Origin of the sequence: Pseudomonas syringae, from assembly GCF_002157375.1 — a bacterium.
In the GTDB taxonomy this organism is placed as follows: domain Bacteria; phylum Pseudomonadota; class Gammaproteobacteria; order Pseudomonadales; family Pseudomonadaceae; genus Aquipseudomonas; species Aquipseudomonas syringae_T.
In genome coordinates, this window is the sequence record NZ_MTSA01000009.1 from 209,916 (window position 1) to 230,328 (window position 20,413).

Here is a 20,413-nt window from a genome sequence, read left to right on the forward strand (position 1 = left end):
AGGTTCACGCAGCGATCAGCGTTTACCCATCGACCTGCGGGTGCCTGCCGGGGCGACGCCTGGCGTCTTGTGATGACCGTGCTTGTTGGCTTTCTGATGCCAGGCCTGTTCCTTCTTGGCCTGGGCGAACTCCGAAGGCTTGAACGGAAAGCTGAAAGGCGCAATGACGGCCTTCTTCTCAGTGTCTGCAACGGAGTCGGTTGCGGCGTCTTGAACAGGGGGTTGTTCAGGCGTGGTCATGGTGTCACCAGAAAGTCGAATTGGCCGGGCACATGCCCGCGGTCGCGCAGCATACATCAAACGTCCGGCCACCGCGCGAGCCTCCTGTCCAGTCGTTGGTGCGCTCACTTGTAGAACAGATCCACTGCAATTTCGGCACTGAACGGTCCGGGTTGGCGCGGCTTGCCGGTCCAGAACAACCGGGCTTCGAAATTCGCCGTAGCCGCCTGTGTTTCGCCCAGTAAATCAGCCAGATGAAACACCTCGTTGTAAGGCATTACCTGCTCACTGACAGCGCTGTTGATCGTGAAGCCCACCGAGTCGTTATCAGCGGGAACCAGCAACTGCCCCTCCAAAGCACCCGACACAGGCCTGAAACGTGCATCGATGCTGAAGGGTGATTCACACTCCCGGCTGGTCGACAGGGCAAACAGCTGCTTGGCCACGGGTTCGTCAGTCCCCCCCTGCAACATCGCTACGTCGCCGAACTCCACATGTTCCGGAAGCACTTTCAGCTCGGCATCGCATGCCACAAAACGCAGCCCCCTCAGGTTATTGATGACATAACTCAAACTGCGCCCGGAAACCCTGTTCGGGTCTGTCTCGCCACCCAGTTGAAAGAACCGGTAGTCGAGCAGATCACTGGCCACGCCAGAGTGAGGCGTGGCGCCGAACTTCTGGATAAACACGGAAAACGGCAGGCTGAAACGCACTTTCGGGCAGTTCTCGATAATGCCACCTGCACAAATCGGCAGGCGATTACCGGTGCTGATTCGACCGCTGCCTTGCAGGTAGTCGGCGCCATTGAGGGTCAGGCCGGCGCGAATACCCTGGCCGATCTCACGGTTGTCCGGGTTCAGGTGGATGAAAATCTCGTCCTCGACCGGTTGCGAACCGTCTCGGGTGCATTCGACCTGAACAGCCAGCGATTCGGAACGCCAGACCACGTCTCCATTGGGCGTTGATTCCGGGATCGCCACCGTACTGCTCAGATCCTCATGAATCTCGGTGTCGCCCGATCCCTGAGTCGTACAGACCAGCGCAAAGGCGGAAGCCGGATTGAGCATCAACAGCAAGACAGCGGGGCACAGCCAGCGGCGGGCAGACAGTCGTTTCATATCAGCATTCATCCTGAAAAGCATTTTTTTCCAGCAGCCGAGCCTTGTAGGTCGCCTGCCCGTTCATCCGTGCGCAATAGCTACGCTGACCGCCGTAATCCGTCAGCGCTCTGTACGAAAAAAGAGCTTTTGACGAAGGCAAAAAGCGCTTTGGTAAAGCCAGGTCGAACTGTTCGCCAGGGGTCAGCAACAGGTACTCACTGAGCTGAACACCGTCCATGCTCAGGCCGTGCAGCGAAGCGTGATAAGGCGTGGGGTTAGTGACCCTGAGTACCGGGCTGTCCGCCCCGCGACGGGTCAAGGTCCATAGCAGCTTCGCGGCCGTGTCAGCCGGGTCGCCGTCAAGGCCGGGTGGCCGGTAGAACACGTTGATGCGCTGACGCACGGCGATGTTCAGTTGGTGAACACCTGGCTGGCGCCGAGGTATCTCAAGCACGTACAGGTGCAGCAAAGACTCATGCTGTTGCGGCAGGCCTGAGCCCTGATACAGCACACGCAGTATCTGTCGGCCGCCCACCGCCAATCGCAACAGAGGCGGTGTAATCACGAACGGCAGCGATCTGCGCAAATTCCGCGGAGTATTGTCGTCATCTCGCGGATCGCTCAGCCAGGTCTGAAGCAATGCCTCACCCTTGCCGCGATTGCGCACTTCAATGACAGCCTCTGGGTGCTGCCCATCGAAAATCAGCCGTGTCCCGCTCAACGACACGGCGCCTTGCGCATCGAAACCGCTGGCGAGCAGCGTGACGAGAATCACCCCGAACAGGCCGTGGGCGAGGTTCATTGGCACACCACCTTGACTCGCTCATAGGCGCGGGCCGGGTCTTTGGGAGGCAGCGAAAATGCTGCCTCGCAACGTTGACCGGACCAACGTACGTGCAAGCTGCCGACGTCGTGTTCGCTGAGCACCAACGCCTGACTGCCTGCATCGACCACTGCCAGCGCCCTGCCCTGCTCATCTTCGACACTGGCACCGAGCGGCACCCTGCTGCCGTCGGTGCGTACCAGTTCGAACTGCACACGTCGACCCGTTGCAGCCTTGAAGCGCACCACTGGAATGGCGCCACGGCGTGGCACGATCTGCGTGATGGCGTTTTCCAGGTCGACGTCAGCGCCCAGTTGCCGGGTGTCCAGGCTGACCCAGTTGCTCCGGTAGGCTTGCGCATACGGCAGAACGGCATAGCCGTTGCCGGCGGTTCGGACGTTGCTGAACGACCGGAGGCGGGCACCGCTGACACCCGGGACCTGAACCAGCGCAAAGGTTTCACCCAGCGCCGGCCCCAGATTGACACCACCGGCATGGGCCACCAGCGAACCTGACGCAGACAGGCTGAAGGCGTCGTAGTCCTGGCCCTGGCTGTAACCGGCTTCGAAACGACCGAACCCGGTTGAGGTGTTGATCTTGCCCGCGCCAAAACTGCCCGAACGGCTGTCATGCCCGGTCTGTACCGAATAGAACGTGTCGCGGTTCCCCAGCACCTGACCATTGAGCCCGGTCTGAAGGTTGTACTCGCCGGAGCTGTCACGCACCGCGTTGAACGACAGGCGTGAGGACGCCGAGCTTGAACCAAGGGGCAACGTCACGCTCAAGGCAATGCGATGGTCGGTGCGCGCTGCGCTGCCTCGACCGACATCCTCGTTGCGCTCGATGGACAGGGCGTAATTGACGGTATGCCAGGCCGCGTTGTAGGAAAGATAAAGCTGTCGCGTCTTGCCCGGCAGGTTCCAGTAGCGCTGCTCGGAGGCGGTCAGGCTCAATGAAGCGGCCTGGGTCGGCACGGTCTGGGTGATACTGAGTTCGAGTCGATCCCGAGCCAGCCCGCTGGACAGCATTTGCCGTAGCGGATCGGTCTCGCTGACGTGCTGGTTGAGGGTCCGGTAATCTTCGGTCGAATATCGATACCCGGCGACGGCCAGTGTCGTGTCGGTCACGTCCAGCGTGTTGGCGTAACGCGCCCGCAGGCTCTGGCCGCTACGGGACTGTTGATCCGGCTGGCTGACAGAGCGGGTGATGTCCAGCGACACCGCACCCAGCCCGGTATTGATGCCAACGCCCATGTTGGCGGCCTGATAATCCTCAGCCAGTTGTACGCCGCCGAAGCCGGTTATCCGTTCGGAAAGACCGTAGATCAAAGCCCCGCTGGTAAACCCCGGGGATGCCTGGCGATCATCGTTATTGTCGACCTGCCCGACAGCCAGGCTATAACGCAGCGATCCGGAAGGAACCATGATCGGCAGCGACGCGTAGGCCTGGGTGAACGACCGTATGCGCCCGTCAGCTTCAATGATCGATACCGACAGGTCGCCGTTGGAGCCGCTGGGATAGATGTCGGTTATTTCGAACGGTCCGGGCGACACGCTGCCGCTGTAGAGCAGAAAGCCGTTCTGGCGAACTTCCACCGTGGCGTTGGTTTCGGCACTACCGCGAATGACCGGGGCATAGGCCCGTTCACTGTCAGACAGCATGCCGTCGTCAGAAGCCAGCGCAGCGCCTCGAAAGCGAACGCTGTCGAACACGCGCGCGTCGGTAAAGGTTTCCCCCACCGTGAACTGGCTTTTCAACGACGTGATATCGCGTTGCGCAAAGGTCCGATTGCTGCGGTAACGCCAGGGTTGATTACTGCTCTGCACCAGTGAAGATTCGTTGCGCAAGCGCCAGGGGCCCAGGTTCAGGCCATTACGCAGCCCCAGATAATACTGATGCGTGGCCAATCCCTTGTTACGGCGCCGGCTGCCATTGAAGGTGTAATGGGTGAAGGCTGCCGTCGCGCCCTGCTCCCATAGCTCAGGAGACACATAACCGCGAGCACCTCGCGCCATCAATGCTTGCGGCACGCTGATGTTGAGTCGCAGCGCTCCGGGTTGATAATCGACGCGCGCAAACTCGACACGTGCAGGCAGGTCGAAACAGGCCTCGTCAGCCTGATCGCCCGCTGGCAGGCGATTCAGGTCCAGACCAAAGCTGCTCAGCATTTCAAGCGACAGACAGGGTTCAACAACGCCGGACACCGCGTTTTTTGAAAACGTGATATCGCGCCTGCCACTCAATGCCCGGTTGACGTAAATATCAACCCGATAAGTACCGGGCAATACGCTGTTGTTACGCAGAAAGGCCTGCACGTCCGGCGGCTGGTCACTGCCTTGAATAAAAGCCGTATTGAATCTGACCGGCCCATCGCTACGGGAAACGCCGGGCTGAGCGGCGAGCGCATTGATCGAAAACATCAACGTCAGTCCCATCCCGATGCGCAAATGGCAGCGACGGGGGTGAGCGAACACCACCCGTGCGAGGGCTTCCTTATCATCTTTTTTGCGCCATTCCATAGCGGTCTTTACTCTACTTCGGCTGTCTCACGCGCCGCGAAATCCTTTTACACAGGCGCAGGTCTGCCAGGCCGACTGGTGCGCAGGCCCAACGGTTTGAATAGTGAACGCAGGCGACTGATGCGCCAGGTTATCGGGATGACACCTTGCTCGCGTGGCCAGGTTCTTGAGCGGTCAGTGTGGCCTGATAAGGCACTTGTCCACCGTAGTCATTGATGCTGACGAAACTCAGTAACAGCGGTGTACTGCTGCCAGACGGGTGCAACAACGGAATGTTCAGGCGCTGATGAGGTGCAAGCATCTGACTCTCGACAGCGGCCAGTTCAATGCGTTGCTGACGTATGGAAATCCCCAACATGGAAACATGGTAAGGCCCCGGGTTTTCAACAGACAAAAAGTTGTTTGTCATTAACTGCCATTTCAACTGCTCGGGCGCCTGCTGTGGATCACCCGATAATCCGTCGGGCCGAAAAAATACTTTTATGCGCTGACGTATCGCAATCTGCAATGTGTTCTCGGCGGCGACCTGAGGTATTTCCTGAACATTGAGCCACAGTACGGATTCTCGATCCGTCGGCATATCGGCACCGGAATGAATGACGCGTAACAGTTGCCTTCCACCGCCCGCCATGCGCGTCAGTGACGGTGTCACAATAAACGGCACCGGCTGCGGGGCGCCCTGATCAACCGTTGCGGAAGTCGGCGGTTCAAGCCAGGACTGCAAGAGAATCTCGGCGCTGCCACTGTTGTGAACCCCCAGGCTGACTTCCTTGTCATTGCCCTGATAAATGACGCGTGTTGTGTTCAGCACGATGCCTGCCTGGGCCGAAGACACCGAGAACAGCACCGCGACCAGCGCCACGCAGCAAGAGAAGTAACGAAACATACTGACGTTCGCCTTGATTCGATAAAGAACAGGGCGAGCCATGCCCGCCCTGCCCGACACAGTTACTCGTAATCCATCACGAACGGCATGAAGCCATCTGCGTTACCTGGATTGGTCGGCGTTCCGTTGAGCACGTACACCGCGCCAAAGTTGATTTCTGCGGTCGCCCCACTGGCACTTTCTTTGATCAGCGTAGTGTCGATGGTTTCGCCGCCGCTCAGGTCCATCAGGACATTGGACGCGTTGAGCAGGCCGATGCCCACACCGTCCGCTGCTCCGGTAGTGCGCAGGAGTTTGGCATCGTTATTGTCCAGGCCACTGCCATTACGGGCGGTGAGGCGCATCTTCACCATGTTGTATTGTTCTGCGCCCGCGCTGCAGTTGACCAACAACTGGATAGGCGAAGCTGTTTCAAAACGACTTTCGCTGGAGAGACCGATGTCGGAAAAGGAAACGTTCCCCATGTCGATACTGATTTCACCCGGCTCGGCACCGGCGGTGACGCCCGTGCCCGGCCCCACATCGCAAGAGATATTGGTCAGTGTCCCGCTGAAGACCAATTTACCGTTGTTAGCCGCGCTGGCGACACCTGCCATCCCGCAGCCCATGACGCCCAGAACTGCCAATGTAAGAGAAAGCTTTTTCATGCTAACGACCTTCCTTGTGTTATGTCGTGTGTGCCCACTATCGGACGCCGACCACTATAGAGTCCGCGCTCTTTAATCGCTGTCAGGCCCATAACTTTTAGCCCGCAGACAACGCAACACAACGCGCAGGACGGGTCTGTAGGAATAACGAAAGAGTGCCCACAACCCCCCACACAAAGGCATTTATCCATAACAGAATAAAAACATCAGCGCACTGTTCGAGCGGACGTGCCTGCGCCTGAACTGTCACACCTGGCGGGTGACAGTTATAAAGAAAAACACAGGCAGAAAGGCGTTATTGATAGTTCAAGGTAATCAGGGCAGTGCGGGAAGGAGACGACGTTCCGTCAGGCTGAGGCGCGGCAGGCAAGCGTTGAAAATGCGCGACAAATGGAACAGCCTGCGCGCCACACGCATTGTAGTCGGTGCTGACATGCACCTTAATACCCGGTGCAACTTCGACACTCCGGGTGTGGCCAGCAGCCGGGTTCGCATCAAGGTATGAAACCCTGCAACTGCTGTTGACGACACTGCCGTGCAGGCTGAGCACACCGTCTTTTGCCAACGACACCGACGGGGCAACCATTAATGGAAGCATCACCAGGGCTGCCCACACGCTTTCAAGGCGGGGCAACGTTTTCAGAACGCCTTTCCGGCATGACTTTTCGCTTCTCATGGCGCTCTCCACTCACAGGCTCATCTATTGAGTTATGTCGACAGGAGAATCCGTTGCCAGAAGTGTGCCCGGTGCAGGTAGGATTTACCCTGGGACTTTATAAACATCTGGACAAATTGCCCTTCAACAAATATATCGTCCGAAGCCTGCATTTCTTGACTGAGGCCTCTGCCCGCGGAAGTTTGCTGACAAACCTGACAGCTGAAAGTCATTCTGCTGACCGGGTTTGCAGGCTATAAGTAAGCGGTAACGACTTTATTCCCATCGCGACTTTTGGCGTTTCCTTCACATGCGCAGACAGACCCTGACCGTCACCATTGTTGTCCTGCTGGTAGCGTGCGCTGCCGTGGCTGGCTGGAAGCTGACGCGCCCCGCCACAATCCCCAGACATGTTGCTTCGGCGGTGCCGGTCAAGGTGATCACGGTGAACGTCGAAGATGTGCCACATTTCGTGACGGGCATCGGCTCGGTGTTGTCGTTGCAAAGTGTGGTGATCCGCCCTCAGGTAGACGGTGTGCTGACTCGCGTGCTGGTCAAGGAAGGTCAGCAGGTCAAGGCTGGCGAGCTGCTGGCGACCCTGGATGATCGATCCATTCGTGCTTCGCTGGAGCAGACACGCGCCCAGTTGGCTCAGAGCAAGGCGCAACTGGACGTCGCACAACTGGACCTCAAACGCTACCGCCAGCTCACCGAAGACAACGGTATCTCACGGCAGACGTTCGATCAGCAGCAGGCGCTGGTCAAGCAACTGGCTGCCACTGCGCAAGGCAATGAAGCCAGCATCAATGCTGCGCAGGTGCAACTGACCTACACCCAGATTCGCTCCCCCGTGACGGGCCGTGTCGGTATTCGTAACGTTGACGAGGGCAACTTCCTGCGCGTCAGCGACGCCAGCGGGCTGTTTTCGGTGACACAGATCGATCCGATTGCGGTGGAGTTTTCCCTGCCACAGCAAATGCTGCCTACGCTGCAAGGACTGGTTGCCGAGCACACACCGGCGGCAGTCAAAGCCTATCAGGGCGATGGCGCAGCCAATGGCCTGCTGCTGGGCGAAGGGACGCTGTCCCTGATCGACAATCAGGTCTCGGCAGGCACCGGCACGATCCGCGCCAAGGCGCAATTCTCCAACCCTCGCGAACAGCTCTGGCCTGGGCAACTGGTGACCGTCAAGATCCAGACCGGCATCGAGCGCAACGCGCTTAAAGTGCCGCCTCAAGTGGTGCAGCGCGGCGTCGACCAGCATTTCGTCTACCGACTCACTGCCGATAACACCGTGGAGGTCGTGCCGGTCAAAGTGCTGTATCAGGACAGCGAGCAAACATTGATCAGCGGGCCTCAAGCGGGCGACACCCTGGTCAGTGACGGGCAGTCGCGGCTCAGGCCGGGCGCGACGGTCGAGGTGGTCAGCGCACCCGCCCCGGAAGTGGCGAGCACGCAACCGGAGCGCACACGATGAATGGCCGCGGTTCGGTCTCGGCCTGGTGCATCGACCACCCGGTCGCCACGCTGTTATTGACCTTCGCCATCGTGCTGCTGGGCGTCATTGCCTTTCCGCGGCTGCCGATAGCACCGTTGCCGGAGGCTGAATTCCCGACCATCCAGATTACCGCGCAACTCCCCGGCGCCAGCCCTGAAACCATGGCCTCTTCAGTGGCGACGCCGCTGGAAGTGCAGTTCAGCGCGATACCCGGCATGACCCAGATGACCTCGAGCAGCGCATTGGGGTCGACCAACCTGACGCTGCAATTCACGCTCAACAAGAGCATCGACACAGCCGCCCAGGAAGTCCAGGCCGCGATCAACACCGCTGCGGGACGCCTGCCAGCCGACATGCCCAGCCTGCCGACCTGGCGCAAGGTCAATCCGGCGGACAGCCCGGTGCTGATTCTGAGCGTCAGTTCCAGCCTGATGCCCGGCACCGAACTGAGCGACGTGACCGAAACCATTCTGGCGCGTCAGCTCAGCCAGATCGAAGGCGTCGGTCAGGTGTACATCACCGGCCAGCAACGCCCGGCCATTCGGGTTCAGGCAGCACCGGAAAAACTCGCTGCGCTGGGCCTGACCCTGGCAGACATCCGCCTGGCGGTGCAGCAGACCAGCCTGAATCTGGCCAAAGGCGCCTTGTATGGCAAGGACAGCATTTCGACCCTGTCCTCCAACGACCAGCTCTTCAAACCGCAGGACTACGCGCAACTGATTGTCTCCTACAAGAACGGCGCGCCCGTGCAATTGAAAGACGTGGCGCGGGTCGTTGCGGGTTCGGAGAATGCTTACGTCAAGGCATGGTCTGGTGATCAGCAGGGCGTCAACATCGCGATCTTTCGCCAACCCGGTGCCAACATCGTCGAGACAGTCGACCGCATCCAGCGCGAACTGCCCCGCTTGCAGGAAATGCTGCCCGCCGCCGTGGACGTTTCGGTGCTCAACGACCGTACCCGGACCATTCGTGCGTCGTTGCACGAAGTGGAGCTGACCCTGCTGATTGCGGTGTTGCTGGTGGTCGCTGTCATGGCGCTGTTCCTGCGCCAGCTGTCGGCCACGCTGATCGTCAGCGCGGTGCTCGGCGTCTCGCTGGTGGCCAGCTTCGCGATGATGTACCTGTTCGGGTTCAGCCTTAACAACCTGACGCTGGTGGCCATCGTGGTCGCGGTCGGTTTTGTGGTGGATGACGCCATCGTCGTGGTGGAAAACATTCACCGCCACCTCGAAGCCGGGCAAGGCATGCGTGAGGCAGCAATCAAAGGCTCCGGGGAGATCGGCTTTACCGTCGTGTCGATCAGCTTCTCGCTGGTGGCCGCGTTCATTCCGCTGCTGTTCATGGGCGGTGTGGTCGGACGGCTGTTCAAGGAGTTCGCACTGACCGCCACGGCGACCATTCTGATTTCGGTGGTGGTTTCCCTGACCCTCGCCCCGACGCTGGCAGCGTTGTTCATGCGCGCGCCCACACACAATCAGCATCAGAAGCCGGGGTTCGGCGAGCGTTTGCTGGCCTCCTATGAACGGGGTTTGCGCAAGGCGCTGGCTCATCAGCGGCTGATGCTGGGCATATTCGGCCTGACCCTGGCGCTGGCGGTGGTGGGCTACATTCTGATTCCCAAGGGGTTCTTCCCGGTTCAGGACACGGCGTTCGCACTGGGCACCAGTGAGGCTGCTGCCGATATTTCCTACCCGGACATGGTGGAAAAGCATCTGCAACTGGCGAAGATCGTCGGTGCGGACCCTGCGGTGCTGGCGTTCTCTCATTCGGTGGGCGTGTCAGGCAGCAACCAGACCATTGCCAACGGCCGCTTCTGGATTTCGCTCAAGCCACGGTCCGAGCGCGATGTGTCGGTCAGCGAGTTCATTGACCGCTTGCGCCCCAAGCTGGCGAAAGTCCCCGGCATCGTTCTGTACCTGCGTGCCGGGCAAGACATCAACCTCAGTTCAGGCCCGAGCCGCAGCCAGTATCAGTACGTGCTCAAAAGCAATGACGGCGCCCTGCTCACCACCTGGACCGAACGGCTGACCGAGAAACTGCGCAGCAACCCGGCGTTTCGCGACATGTCCAACGACTTGCAGCTGGGCGGCAGCGTGACCCACATCGATATTGATCGCAGTGCTGCCGCACGCTTCGGCCTGACCACGGCCGATGTCGATCAGGCGTTATACGACGCGTTCGGACAGCGGCAGATCAGCGAATACCAGACCGAAGTCAACCAATACAAGGTCATCCTCGAACTCGACGCCCAGCAGCGCGGCAAGGCGGAAAGCCTGGCCTACTTTTACCTGCGCTCGCCACTGACCAACGAAATGGTGCCGCTGTCGGCGCTGGCCAAGGTCAGCGCTCCACGCATGGGCCCGTTGTCGATCAGCCACGATGGCATGTTCCCGGCTGCGAACCTGTCGTTCAACCTGGCGTCGGGCGTCGCATTGGGCGACGCGGTGCGCATGCTCGATCAGGCCAAGAACGAAATCGGCATGCCGGCCTCGATCATCGGCAGTTTCCAGGGCGCGGCACAGGCGTTCCAGAGCTCACTGGCCAACCAGCCGTGGCTGATCCTCGCGGCACTGGTGGCGGTCTACATCATTCTGGGGGTGCTTTATGAGAGTTTCGTGCATCCGCTGACCATCATTTCCACCCTGCCCTCGGCAGGCATCGGCGCACTGTTGCTGTTGTGGATGATGGGGCAGGACTTCTCGATCATGGCGCTGATCGGGGTGGTGCTGCTGATCGGCATCGTCAAGAAGAACGGCATCCTGCTGGTGGACTTCGCGCTGCAGGCACAGCGCGAGCAAGGCCTCTCGCCGCAGGACGCGATTTATGAAGCCTGCATCACACGCTTCCGACCGATTATCATGACCACCCTCGCCGCCCTGCTCGGTGCCTTGCCATTGATGCTGGGTTTCGGGGTGGGTGCCGAGTTGCGCCAGCCCTTGGGGATTGCGGTCGTCGGCGGTCTGCTGGTGAGCCAGATGCTGACGCTGTTCACCACACCGGTCATCTACCTGCAACTGGAGCGGCTGTTCCATCGACGCCACCCGGCGCCCGCCGCACCGGCGCTGGCCCTGAACAAGTGAGAGTCGCCCGATGCGCGTGCTGATTATCGAAGACGAGGAAAAAACCGCAGACTATCTGCGCCGGGGCCTGACCGAACAGGGCTATGCCGTGGACGTGGCCCGCGACGGCATCGAGGGCCTGCACCTGGCTCTGGAGAACGACCACGCGATCATCATTCTCGATGTGATGCTGCCAGGCCTCGACGGTTTTGGCGTGTTGCGTGCGCTGCGTGCGCGCAAGCAGACGCCGGTGATCATGCTGACCGCCCGCGAACAGGTCGATGACCGTATTCGCGGCCTGCGCGAGGGGGCCGATGACTATCTCGGAAAACCGTTTTCGTTTCTGGAGCTGGTTGCCCGCCTGCAAGCGCTGACCCGTCGCAGCGGTGGTCACGAGCCGGTGCAGATCACGATCGCCGACCTGTGGATCGACCTGATCAGCCGCAAGGCAACCCGCGCCGGAATGCGCCTGGATCTCACTGCCAAGGAGTTTTCTCTGCTCAGCGTGCTGGCCAGACGTCAGGGCGACATCCTGTCCAAGACGTCGATTGCGGAGATGGTCTGGGACATCAATTTCGACAGCGATACCAACGTGGTCGAAGTCGCCATCAAGCGCCTGCGCGCCAAGCTCGACGGCCCCCACGAACACAAACTGCTGCACACCATTCGCGGCATGGGCTACGTGCTGGAGAACCGCAGTGCGGGTTGACTCCATTGCCCTGCGCCTGAGCGGGCTGTTCGCGCTGGTCGCTCTGTCAGTGTTCATGCTGATCGGCTGGGCCTTGTACCTGCAGGTCGACAAGAGCCTGGACCTGCTGCCTCGCGCCGAAGTCGATGCGCGCTACAGCGTTTTGGAATCGGCGGTGGGGCGGTATGGCAACCCGGAGCACTGGGGCAAGATCAAAGCAAAACTGAAGTTGCTCAGCGAGGAAGACAAGCGCCTGCGTTTCTGGGTGGTCAGCGAAGATCCAGCCTATGAGTTCGGCAATCCGGGGGCGGATATCCGCCGCTTCGCGTTGGGGCCGTTGGGCATGCACGACCTGAAACTGGCGGACCACCCTTTCGCCTTCAAGGTGCTGGTCAGCGAGTTTCCGGCCAAGGAGCAACGCCCGGCACTGCGCTTTCTGACCGCCATCGACACCGAGACGTTCTGGCACACTCAACACTCGCTGCTGGTCGCGCTGATCAGTCTGGCGACAATCGGCGTTCTGCTGGCGTCGGCGCTCGGTTACTGGGTCGCGCGCATCGGCCTGCGTCCGTTGACCAGCCTCTCGCAGGAGGTCCGGAAGCTGGCGCCGCCACGTCTTTCCGGTCGCTTGCAGCTCTCGCCGCTGCCTCCCGAGCTTGAACAATTTGTTGCGTCCTTCAACTCGACGCTGGAGCGTGTCGAGCAGGCTTATTCACGCCTGGAGTCGTTCAACGCCGACGTGGCTCACGAGCTTCGCTCGCCGCTGACCAACCTGATCGGCCAGACCCAGGTGGCCCTGACCCGTGGCCGTTCTGCCGAGCATTATTTCGAGGTGCTTCAATCCAACCTCGAAGAGCTGGAGCGGCTACGCTCGATCATCAATGACATGCTGTTCCTGGCCAGCGCCGATCAGGGCACCAAAGTCCAGGCGCTGACCTGCGCGTCACTGGCTGAAGAGGTGGCCACTACCCTCGATTATCTGGATTTCATTCTGGAAGACGCGCAAGTGCGGGTGGACGTCAAAGGCGACGCCAGCGTACCTGTCGAAAAAGCTCATCTGCGCCGTGCGCTGATCAACCTGCTGCACAACGCCGTGCAGCACACCGACGCGGGCATGGTCATTTGCGTGTCTATCGAATCGCACGCCGAGTACGTCAGCATTGCCGTCAGCAATCCGGGCAGGCAAATTGCGCCGGAACATTTGCCCCGCCTGTTCGAGCGTTTTTACCGGGTCGATGCCTCGCGCAGCAACAGCGGCGCCAACCATGGACTGGGCCTGGCCATCGTCAAAGCGATTGCCTTGATGCACGGCGGCACGGTGTTTGTTAACAGCCATCAGGGCGCCAATACATTTGGTCTCCAGCTGCCTCGCTGACGGGTTGCTGTACGTTTCTTATATATATTCATATCCCCGTCTTATAAGAACACAGGCGGCGTGTTATATAGCCTGCTATACACTCATCCACACAAACACTTTTGATCCCGTCACGTTTCAGCACCTTTTTTGCAGGTAGAGCAACCGATGATGTTGTCTGCGTCCTCTCGGCCGGACCGGCCCCACTGGCCCCGCCCTGAGCTCATGTTGATCCTCGGCAGTTTGCTGGCGATGCTTGCCATTCTCGCCATTGTTGCCTCTTTGCTGCTCAGGGAGCGTGACGATGCTGCACAGACGGCGGCGCGTGCAGCGGCCAACATCGTGCGACTGATTGACGCAGACGTCATGCACAACGCAGAACTTTACGACTCTTCCCTGCAAGGCATGATCAGCAGTTGGCAGCGCCCCGACTTGAAGAATCTGTCACCCGAGCTCAAGCAACTTGTATTGTTTGACCGTTCCACGGCGGCCTCTTACAAGGGCGACCTGGTGTTGCTCGATAACAAGGGAGACATATTGGCTGACTCGTTGTCGATCACGCCGCGTGTCGATAACTTTTCTGACCGCTCCTACTTCAAAATCCATGCAACAGATCCTTCGACGGACCTTCACGTCAGTACCCCGTATAAAACCCGTTGGGGGTACAAGGACTGGTGCATCAGTTTCAGCCGAAGAATTTCAGGCCCCGACGGTGAGTTTCTGGGGATTGCCAGCGCAGCCATGCGCCTGGTGTATTTCAAAAATCTGTTCATGAGCCAGAACCTGGGCGCCGGGAGCAGCATAAATCTGATCAATGCCAATGGCATTCTCATTGTCCGCTACCCGGACCTGGACGGTCAGGATTTGATCGGCAAGGACTACAGCCACACCTCAAACTTTCAGCGCATTCTCAAGGAAGGTGATGGCAGCTTTACCGCCCTCTCCACTCAAATGAATGCAAAGCGCCTGTATACATTTTCGCGGGTTGGCAACCTTCCGCTGATCGTGGTGATCGGTCAGTCCGAGGAAGAAGTCTATGCCGTCTGGACGCGCAACGCCTGGCTGGTCGCAACGGCCACCGGCGTCTTGTGCTTCGGGATTCTATGGCTGACCTGGCTGCTGTCTCGCGAACTGCGTCGCCGACGCCGCGCCGAAGATGCGCTGGCCGACCTCGCAGCGACGGATGGCCTGACCGGACTCGACAACCGTCGCCAGCTTGACGAAGCAATGGACACCGAATGGGCACGGGCGCAACGCTCCGGCAAGCGTCTTTCGTTGCTGATGATCGATGTGGATCATTTCAAGGCGTTCAACGAGCGTCATGGGCACCAGGGCGGAGACGAGGCGCTGCGACTGATTGCGCAGACCATTTCGTACAGCATTCGCCGACCGGGTGATCAACTGGCGCGCTATGGCGGCGAAGAGTTTGTGGTGGTCTTGCCGGAAACCGATCTGAAGGGCGCCATGATGATTGCCGAAAACATCCGCCACTCAGTCGAAGCATTGCCGCGGTTCGCGAATGCAGAACATTCGATTACGGTCAGTATCGGAGTCGTTTCAGAGATTGTGCGACCCGGGGACAAACTGGAATCGTTTTTCGGAATAGCCGACAAAGCGCTTTATCAGGCCAAGAACAATGGTCGCAACAGGGTTGAGCAACGCGCTGCGGCTACGGGCTCAGAGAACCTGAGTCAGGCCTGACAGGCTGAGAATAGGCATAAAAAACGCCAGACTGGCTGGCGTTTTTCTATTACCGCAGGAGCATCGAATTACGATGCAGCGCGGGCTGCGTTACGCAGTGCTTTGACTTCGTCGTGGTTTTTCAGAACGCCTTCGTACTGCTTTTCGATCACGGCGATCACGTCAGAGGAAACACCCTTCTCACGCGATTTCTTGATAGCGTCGGCATAGGCTTTCTTGGCGACGTCTTCGCCACGTTCCGCTTCTTCCAGCACAGCCAGGTCATCATTGCTGGTGAAGACGGTTTTCAGCTTGACCCACGCCTGGTGCAAGTCAGCTGACATGCTGGAGGAGTCTTCTGGCTTGCCGCCCAGTTGCTTGACATGCTGCTGCAGTTCGGTAACTGCGGCGCCAACTTCAGCAGAGCGACGTGTGAAAAACTCTTTCACCGATGCGGTCTTTGCATTTTCTGCGCTGGTGGCAAACCCTTCTTTGCCGTCGATGCTGGTTTCGATCAGGTCATTCAGGATAGAGATCGTTTCTTTGTTGATATCAGTCATTTGATAATTTCCTAATGGCAGGTTGATACGAAAGTGTTAGATGAATAGGTAATTGCAGGCGCCGTGCCAGTTTCTGATGCAGATATATTCAAATAAAATCAAACACTTACGAAATTTTCACATTTATCGGGTCGTGACTTCTGCATGAACTGTCGTTTGGCCTGCATGCAGAATGCACGTATTGTGATGGGCGAAATAAATACAGAGCCGTTCATACATGAATCCCGAAAAACTCAAGCTGCTGGTCACTCAGGAAATGCCGTTCGGCAAATACAAGGGACGGCTGATTGCCGACCTGCCAGGGCATTATCTGAACTGGTTCGCACGGGAAGGCTTTCCCAAAGGCGAACTGGGTGGCCTGCTGGCGCTGATGCAGGAAATCGATCACAACGGGCTGAGCGCGCTATTGGACCCGCTGCGGACGCGTCCACGGCAGTCATTCAAGGACAGGGGATAAAGAAGAGGAATACGCAAAAGAAGAGAACAGTCCGGTCAGAAAAAATCGGTGCTCCGGACCAGGGAGCACCGCAAAGCCATACGACTTGCAACAACTTCTTTGTCAGAATCAGCCGCAACGGCTGACTCCAGAAAGTTTTTCAATCAGAACAATCAGTCAAACAGCGCCAGTGCCTGAGCCGTGGCTTCCTGAATGCGGCCCCAGTCGCCGTTCTTGACCCAGGCGTTATCGATCATCCAGGTCCCGCCAACGCACATGACGTTAGGCAACGCCATGTAACTTTTGAGGTTCTGCTCGTTGACCCCACCGGTTGGGCAGAAACGCACTTCATTGAACGGCGCACCCAAAGCCTTGATGGCCGCCACACCGCCGCTGATTTCAGCCGGGAACAACTTGAAGCGACGATAGCCCATCGCGTAGCCGATCATGATTTCCGATGCACTGCTGACGCCTGGCAGCAACGGCAGCGGGCTGTCGAGCGCGGCCTGCAAGAGTTCCTGCGTGCTGCCTGGGGTCACGATGAACTGCGAACCTGCCGCTTCGGCGTCAGCCAGCATCTTGCGGTCCAGAATAGTGCCAGCGCCCACGCAGAGTTCGGGGCGCTGCTCACGCAGAATACGGATCGCGCTCAGTCCGAACGCCGAGCGCAAGGTAATTTCCAGGGCCGTCATGCCTCCGGCAGCGAGGGCATCAGCCAACGGCAGCACGTCCTCGTCACGGGCAATGGTGATGACCGGCAAAATCTTCGCCTTGGCGCAGAGTTCATCAATCTGGGCAATCTTGTTCGCCATGCTGTTGAGCGGCTGATTATTTTCGTGCTGTGTCATGGCGACGGTTCCTTTGCTTATGGGCACCAGTAAATCTCGAGCGACGGGTTGAGGAAGGCACGGACCGGCATCTCGGCGAGGTCATCGCCGGCCAGCGCCGCGCGCAGGGTGTCTAATTTGGCCTGTCCGGAGACCGACAGGATCGGCGAACGCGCTGAAGCCAGCAGGCGGCGGGTCAGGGTCAGGCGCTGATGCGGCACGCTGGGTGCGAGCATCGGCAGACAGCGGCGCGCGCCATTGAGGTCCAGCGCCTCGCTCAGGTTGGGGCTGTCGGGGAACAGCGACGCGGTGTGCCCGTCGTCGCCCATGCCCAGAATCAGTACATCGATGGGCGGCAGCTCGGCCAGCGCCTGATCGGCAACCTGTGCGGCCTCTTCAACACTGCCTGCCACGTTGTACAAGCCCAGGAACCTGGCGTTCGCCGCAGGGCCTTGCAGCAGATGACGCTGCAGCAGACCGGCATTGCTGTCGGCGTGTTCAGTGGGAACGAAACGCTCGTCCGCCAGGCTGATGACGACTTTCGACCACTCCAACGGCTGTGCCGCCAGGCTCTGGAAAAACGCCACCGGGCTGCGTCCGCCAGACACCACCAGCGTGGCCAGACCGTTTTCGCTGATCGCCTGTTTCAGGCGCTCGGCTACATTGCCGGCCAGCGCATCGGCCAGTTGTTGAGGGGTGTCGAATTCACGCGCTACCAGCCCTGCTGGCAGCTCAAGGTCACATATCGCCATACCAGGATCTCCCGTCGCGAGTAATCAGGGCAATGGAGCTCATTGGCCCCCAGGTTCCAGCCGGGTAAGGCTTGGGCGCATCGCCCGCCTTCTTCCAGCCTGCGATCAACTGATCACACCATTGCCAGGCGTACTCGATTTCATCTTTGCGGACAAACAGGTTCTGATTGCCACGCATGACTTCCAGCAACAACCGCTCATACGCATCGGGGACGCGAGCACTGCGGTAGGTGTCGGAAAAATTCAGTTGCAAGGGGCCGCTGCGCAACTGCATGCCTTTGTCCAGGCCCTGATCCTTGGTCATCACCTGCAGGGAAATGCCTTCGTCAGGTTGCAAGCGGATGATCAGCCGGTTGCTGATCTGCAAACGCTGCTCAGGGGCAAAGATGTAGTGCGGCGGCTCTTTGAAGTGGATCACGATCTGCGACAGCTTCTGCGGCATGCGCTTGCCGGTACGCAGGTAGAACGGTGTGCCTGACCAGCGCCAGTTGCGGATGTCGGCACGCAACGCGACGAAGGTTTCGGTATCGCTCTGGGTATTGGAATTTTCTTCTTCCAGGTAACCCGGCACTGCTTTGCCTTCGCTGTAACCGGAGGTGTACTGACCACGCACCACCTGAGTTGCCAGACGCTCAGGCGTGAACGGCGCCAGCGCCTTGAGCACCTTGACCTTCTCATCACGGATGCTGTCGGCCGACAGGTCGCTGGGCGGGTCCATCGCAATCAGGCAAAGCAGTTGCAGCAGGTGGTTCTGAATCATGTCGCGCAGTTGGCCCGCCTGATCGAAGTAGCCCCAACGGCCCTCGATACCGACCTTTTCGGCCACCGTGATTTCCACGTGCGAAATGTGATTCTGATTCCACTGGGTTTCGAACAGGCTGTTGGCAAAACGCAGGGCAATGAGGTTCTGTACCGTGTCCTTGCCCAGATAATGGTCAATGCGATAGACGCGGTTTTCCGGGAAAAACTGGGCAACGGCGTCGTTGACCCGACGCGAAGAAGCCAGGTCATGGCCGATGGGTTTTTCCAGCACGGCACGCGTGCGCTCAGCCAGGTTCACCGACGCCAGGTTTTCGCAGATCGCGCCATACACCGAGGCCGGCGTGGCGAAGTAAGCGATCAGGGTCTCGGCATTGCCGACGCGCTCGGCCAGTGCCACGTAATCCTCAGCCTTGAGGAAGTCGACATGCAGGTAGCTGAGGCGCGCCAGAAAGCGCTGGGCGTTTTCGGCCTCGAGCTCCGCTTCGGGAATGAAGCGACGCATGGATTTTTCGATATACGCCAGATGCGACTGTTCGTCGCCCGGCTCACGTGCCAAGGCAAGAATTCGTGTGTCTTCATGCAGCAGTCCAGCGCGATCAAGCTGATAAAGAGCCGGGAACAGCTTGCGTACCGCCAGGTCCCCCAGGGCACCAAACAGGGCAAATGTACACGGTTCAACCGTAATCAAGGGCATAATGTTGGTTCTTTTATCAAGTTAGGCTACAAATACCTTTTTTAAAGGCGTTACTCAAGGCCATATGTAGTAATAACCACAACATTCTGCCTGAAAGCATATTCCAGTGGTGATCAACACAGGCCCTCAGTACGATAGGCCACCTTTGCTACAGGCTAAAGGGCTAATAAAAGCTCAGGCCAAAACCGTTGGTGAATCAGCCCCGACAAGGACTTTGAATGGACCGCGTAAGAAACCTTCTGGAGCAAATCCAGAGCCGACTCGATGAGCTGAACAAGGCCGAACGCAAAGTGGCCGAGGTGATCCTGCTCAACCCGCAGATGGCGACGCGATTGAGCATCGCCGCGCTGGCTCAGGCGGCAAAAGTCAGCGAACCGACGGTCAACCGCTTCTGCCGTTCGTTCAGCGTCAGCGGCTACCCGGAATTGAAACTGCAATTGGCGCAGAGCCTGGCCAGCGGTGCCGCCTATGTGAGCCGTGCGGTGGAAGCCGACGACAACCCCGAGGCGTACACCCAGAAGATTTTCGGCAGTGCCATTGCGTCACTGGACAGCGCCTGCCAGCAACTGGACCCGGCGCTGATCAGCAAGTCGGTGGACATGTTGATCCAGGCCAGGCAGATCCACTTTTTCGGTCTGGGCGCTTCCGCCCCGGTGGCGCTGGATGCGCAGCACAAATTTTTCCGTTTCAACCTGGCGGTGACGGCCCATGCCGATGTGCTGATGCAGCGAATGATTGCCTCGGTGGCTCATACGGGCGAGCTGTTCGTGATCATTTCCTACACCGGCCGTACCCGCGAGCTGGTGGAAGTGGCACGAATTGCCCGGGCCAACGGCGCGTCGGTGCTGGGGCTGACCGCCGCGGGCTCACCGCTGGCTCAGGCCAGTACCGTAAGCCTGAATATTCCGCTGCCGGAGGATACGGATATCTATATGCCGATGACTTCGCGGATCATTCAGCTCACTGTGCTCGACGTACTGGCCACGGGCATGACGCTGCGCCGCGGTGTCGACTTTCAGCCGCACTTGCGCAAGATCAAGGAGAGCCTGAACGACAGCCGGTATCCGATTGAGGATCAGGGCTGAAGCAGGCTTAAGACCGGACGCGGATCATCCAGAACATCGTTCCTCACGCTCCAGCGTTGGCATGCAGTTCGTGACGCTCTGCGTCACACGGCGGTTCTGCGACTCAGGCTCGACTTTGACTCTCGTGCCGACGCTCCGCGTTGGCATGCAGTTCGTGACGCTCCGCGTC

18 protein-coding genes are annotated in these 20,413 nt (G+C 59.2%); 7 read left to right on the top strand and 11 right to left on the bottom strand.

Annotated elements, in window-relative coordinates:
- Positions 1–15: 15 nt before the first annotated feature.
- The 7 genes from BW686_RS13805 to BW686_RS27315 all read right to left on the bottom strand — a co-directional run bounded on the left by BW686_RS13805 (position 16) and on the right by BW686_RS27315 (position 6,870).
- On the bottom strand, positions 16–240 hold the full coding sequence (locus BW686_RS13805; RefSeq protein ID WP_084917620.1) for a hypothetical protein: 225 nt from the start codon (positions 238–240) through the stop codon (positions 16–18).
- 104 nt (positions 241–344) lie between these two features.
- Positions 345–1,337, bottom strand: coding sequence for a fimbrial protein (locus BW686_RS13810; protein ID WP_084917622.1), 993 nt, complete (start codon positions 1,335–1,337; stop codon positions 345–347).
- 1 nt (position 1,338) lies between these two features.
- Positions 1,339–2,121 carry a fimbrial biogenesis chaperone gene (locus BW686_RS13815; RefSeq protein ID WP_084917624.1) on the bottom strand — a complete coding sequence of 261 codons (783 nt, stop codon included), beginning with the start codon at positions 2,119–2,121 and terminating at the stop codon, positions 1,339–1,341.
- Positions 2,118–4,589 (bottom strand): fimbria/pilus outer membrane usher protein, encoded by a 2,472-nt coding sequence (locus tag BW686_RS13820; RefSeq protein WP_256898411.1) that lies wholly within the window; start codon positions 4,587–4,589, stop codon positions 2,118–2,120. Before BW686_RS13820 ends, BW686_RS13815 begins: the two co-directional genes overlap by 4 nt.
- Before the next feature lie 202 nt (positions 4,590–4,791).
- On the bottom strand, positions 4,792–5,547 hold the full coding sequence (locus tag BW686_RS13825) for a fimbrial biogenesis chaperone (protein WP_084917629.1): 756 nt from the start codon (positions 5,545–5,547) through the stop codon (positions 4,792–4,794).
- 62 nt (positions 5,548–5,609) lie between these two features.
- Complete coding sequence (locus BW686_RS13830; protein ID WP_084917632.1) at positions 5,610–6,194, bottom strand: fimbrial protein; 585 nt, start codon at positions 6,192–6,194, stop codon at positions 5,610–5,612.
- 295 nt (positions 6,195–6,489) lie between these two features.
- Positions 6,490–6,870 carry a hypothetical protein gene (locus BW686_RS27315; RefSeq protein ID WP_084917634.1) on the bottom strand — a complete coding sequence of 127 codons (381 nt, stop codon included), beginning with the start codon at positions 6,868–6,870 and terminating at the stop codon, positions 6,490–6,492.
- 289 nt (positions 6,871–7,159) lie between these two features.
- Between BW686_RS27315 and BW686_RS13840 the strand changes: the two genes are divergently transcribed.
- The 5 genes from BW686_RS13840 (at position 7,160) to BW686_RS13860 (ending at position 15,149) form a co-directional block, all read left to right on the top strand.
- Positions 7,160–8,326, top strand: coding sequence for an efflux RND transporter periplasmic adaptor subunit (locus tag BW686_RS13840; RefSeq protein ID WP_084917637.1), 1,167 nt, complete (start codon positions 7,160–7,162; stop codon positions 8,324–8,326).
- The gene (locus BW686_RS13845; RefSeq protein WP_084917639.1) at positions 8,323–11,427 is read left to right on the top strand and encodes a multidrug efflux RND transporter permease subunit; all 3,105 of its coding nucleotides are present in this window, start codon (positions 8,323–8,325) and stop codon (positions 11,425–11,427) included. The genes BW686_RS13840 and BW686_RS13845 overlap by 4 nt, the downstream gene beginning before the upstream one ends.
- Positions 11,428–11,437: 10 nt before the next feature.
- Positions 11,438–12,115 carry a heavy metal response regulator transcription factor gene (locus BW686_RS13850; RefSeq protein ID WP_002552331.1) on the top strand — a complete coding sequence of 226 codons (678 nt, stop codon included), beginning with the start codon at positions 11,438–11,440 and terminating at the stop codon, positions 12,113–12,115.
- Positions 12,105–13,469 carry a heavy metal sensor histidine kinase gene (locus tag BW686_RS13855; RefSeq protein ID WP_084917641.1) on the top strand — a complete coding sequence of 455 codons (1,365 nt, stop codon included), beginning with the start codon at positions 12,105–12,107 and terminating at the stop codon, positions 13,467–13,469. Before BW686_RS13850 ends, BW686_RS13855 begins: the two co-directional genes overlap by 11 nt.
- Positions 13,470–13,616: 147 nt before the next feature.
- Positions 13,617–15,149 (top strand): sensor domain-containing diguanylate cyclase, encoded by a 1,533-nt coding sequence (locus tag BW686_RS13860; protein ID WP_084917643.1) that lies wholly within the window; start codon positions 13,617–13,619, stop codon positions 15,147–15,149.
- 68 nt (positions 15,150–15,217) lie between these two features.
- On the opposite strand, the gene BW686_RS13865 is transcribed toward BW686_RS13860, so the two are convergent.
- Positions 15,218–15,688: a PA2169 family four-helix-bundle protein gene (locus BW686_RS13865; protein WP_084917646.1), complete on the bottom strand. Its 471-nt coding sequence runs from the start codon at positions 15,686–15,688 to the stop codon at positions 15,218–15,220.
- Positions 15,689–15,905: 217 nt separating this feature from the next.
- Here BW686_RS13865 and BW686_RS13870 point away from each other — a divergent pair, with 217 nt between their 5' ends.
- Entirely contained in the window at positions 15,906–16,145 is a 240-nt protein-coding gene (locus tag BW686_RS13870; protein ID WP_007248394.1) for a DUF3820 family protein, read from the top strand.
- A 152-nt stretch (positions 16,146–16,297) separates the two neighbouring features.
- Here BW686_RS13870 and BW686_RS13875 read toward each other — a convergent pair whose 3' ends face one another.
- Genes BW686_RS13875 through zwf form a run of 3 tightly spaced genes read right to left on the bottom strand, consistent with a single transcriptional unit; the run spans position 16,298 to position 19,159 of the window.
- Complete coding sequence (locus BW686_RS13875; RefSeq protein ID WP_084917649.1) at positions 16,298–16,972, bottom strand: bifunctional 4-hydroxy-2-oxoglutarate aldolase/2-dehydro-3-deoxy-phosphogluconate aldolase; 675 nt, start codon at positions 16,970–16,972, stop codon at positions 16,298–16,300.
- 17 nt (positions 16,973–16,989) lie between these two features.
- Positions 16,990–17,703 (bottom strand): 6-phosphogluconolactonase, encoded by a 714-nt coding sequence (gene pgl / locus BW686_RS13880; protein WP_084917651.1) that lies wholly within the window; start codon positions 17,701–17,703, stop codon positions 16,990–16,992.
- Positions 17,690–19,159, bottom strand: coding sequence for a glucose-6-phosphate dehydrogenase (zwf, locus tag BW686_RS13885; RefSeq protein WP_084917653.1), 1,470 nt, complete (start codon positions 19,157–19,159; stop codon positions 17,690–17,692). Before zwf ends, pgl begins: the two co-directional genes overlap by 14 nt.
- A gap of 218 nt (positions 19,160–19,377) precedes the next feature.
- On the opposite strand from zwf, the gene BW686_RS13890 reads away from it, so the two are divergent.
- Positions 19,378–20,244 (top strand): MurR/RpiR family transcriptional regulator, encoded by an 867-nt coding sequence (locus tag BW686_RS13890; RefSeq protein WP_054988046.1) that lies wholly within the window; start codon positions 19,378–19,380, stop codon positions 20,242–20,244.
- Positions 20,245–20,413 lie beyond the last annotated feature (169 nt).

Bases quoted from the DNA above. Each gene is read 5' to 3' on its own strand.
- BW686_RS13890 (WP_054988046.1), top strand. From the start codon at position 19,378: ATGGACCGCGTAAGAAACCTTCTGGAGCAAATCCAGAGCCGACTCGAT.
- BW686_RS13865 (WP_084917646.1), bottom strand. From the start codon at position 15,688: ATGACTGATATCAACAAAGAAACGATCTCTATCCTGAATGACCTGATC.
- BW686_RS13805 (WP_084917620.1), bottom strand. From the start codon at position 240: ATGACCACGCCTGAACAACCCCCTGTTCAAGACGCCGCAACCGACTCC.
- BW686_RS13845 (WP_084917639.1), top strand. From the start codon at position 8,323: ATGAATGGCCGCGGTTCGGTCTCGGCCTGGTGCATCGACCACCCGGTC.
- BW686_RS27315 (WP_084917634.1), bottom strand. From the start codon at position 6,870: ATGAGAAGCGAAAAGTCATGCCGGAAAGGCGTTCTGAAAACGTTGCCC.
- BW686_RS13875 (WP_084917649.1), bottom strand. From the start codon at position 16,972: ATGACACAGCACGAAAATAATCAGCCGCTCAACAGCATGGCGAACAAG.
- BW686_RS13860 (WP_084917643.1), top strand. From the start codon at position 13,617: ATGATGTTGTCTGCGTCCTCTCGGCCGGACCGGCCCCACTGGCCCCGC.
- BW686_RS13810 (WP_084917622.1), bottom strand. From the start codon at position 1,337: ATGAAACGACTGTCTGCCCGCCGCTGGCTGTGCCCCGCTGTCTTGCTG.
- BW686_RS13850 (WP_002552331.1), top strand. From the start codon at position 11,438: ATGCGCGTGCTGATTATCGAAGACGAGGAAAAAACCGCAGACTATCTG.
- BW686_RS13840 (WP_084917637.1), top strand. From the start codon at position 7,160: ATGCGCAGACAGACCCTGACCGTCACCATTGTTGTCCTGCTGGTAGCG.
- zwf (WP_084917653.1), bottom strand. From the start codon at position 19,159: ATGCCCTTGATTACGGTTGAACCGTGTACATTTGCCCTGTTTGGTGCC.
- BW686_RS13815 (WP_084917624.1), bottom strand. From the start codon at position 2,121: ATGAACCTCGCCCACGGCCTGTTCGGGGTGATTCTCGTCACGCTGCTC.
- BW686_RS13830 (WP_084917632.1), bottom strand. From the start codon at position 6,194: ATGAAAAAGCTTTCTCTTACATTGGCAGTTCTGGGCGTCATGGGCTGC.
- BW686_RS13870 (WP_007248394.1), top strand. From the start codon at position 15,906: ATGAATCCCGAAAAACTCAAGCTGCTGGTCACTCAGGAAATGCCGTTC.
- pgl (WP_084917651.1), bottom strand. From the start codon at position 17,703: ATGGCGATATGTGACCTTGAGCTGCCAGCAGGGCTGGTAGCGCGTGAA.
- BW686_RS13825 (WP_084917629.1), bottom strand. From the start codon at position 5,547: ATGTTTCGTTACTTCTCTTGCTGCGTGGCGCTGGTCGCGGTGCTGTTC.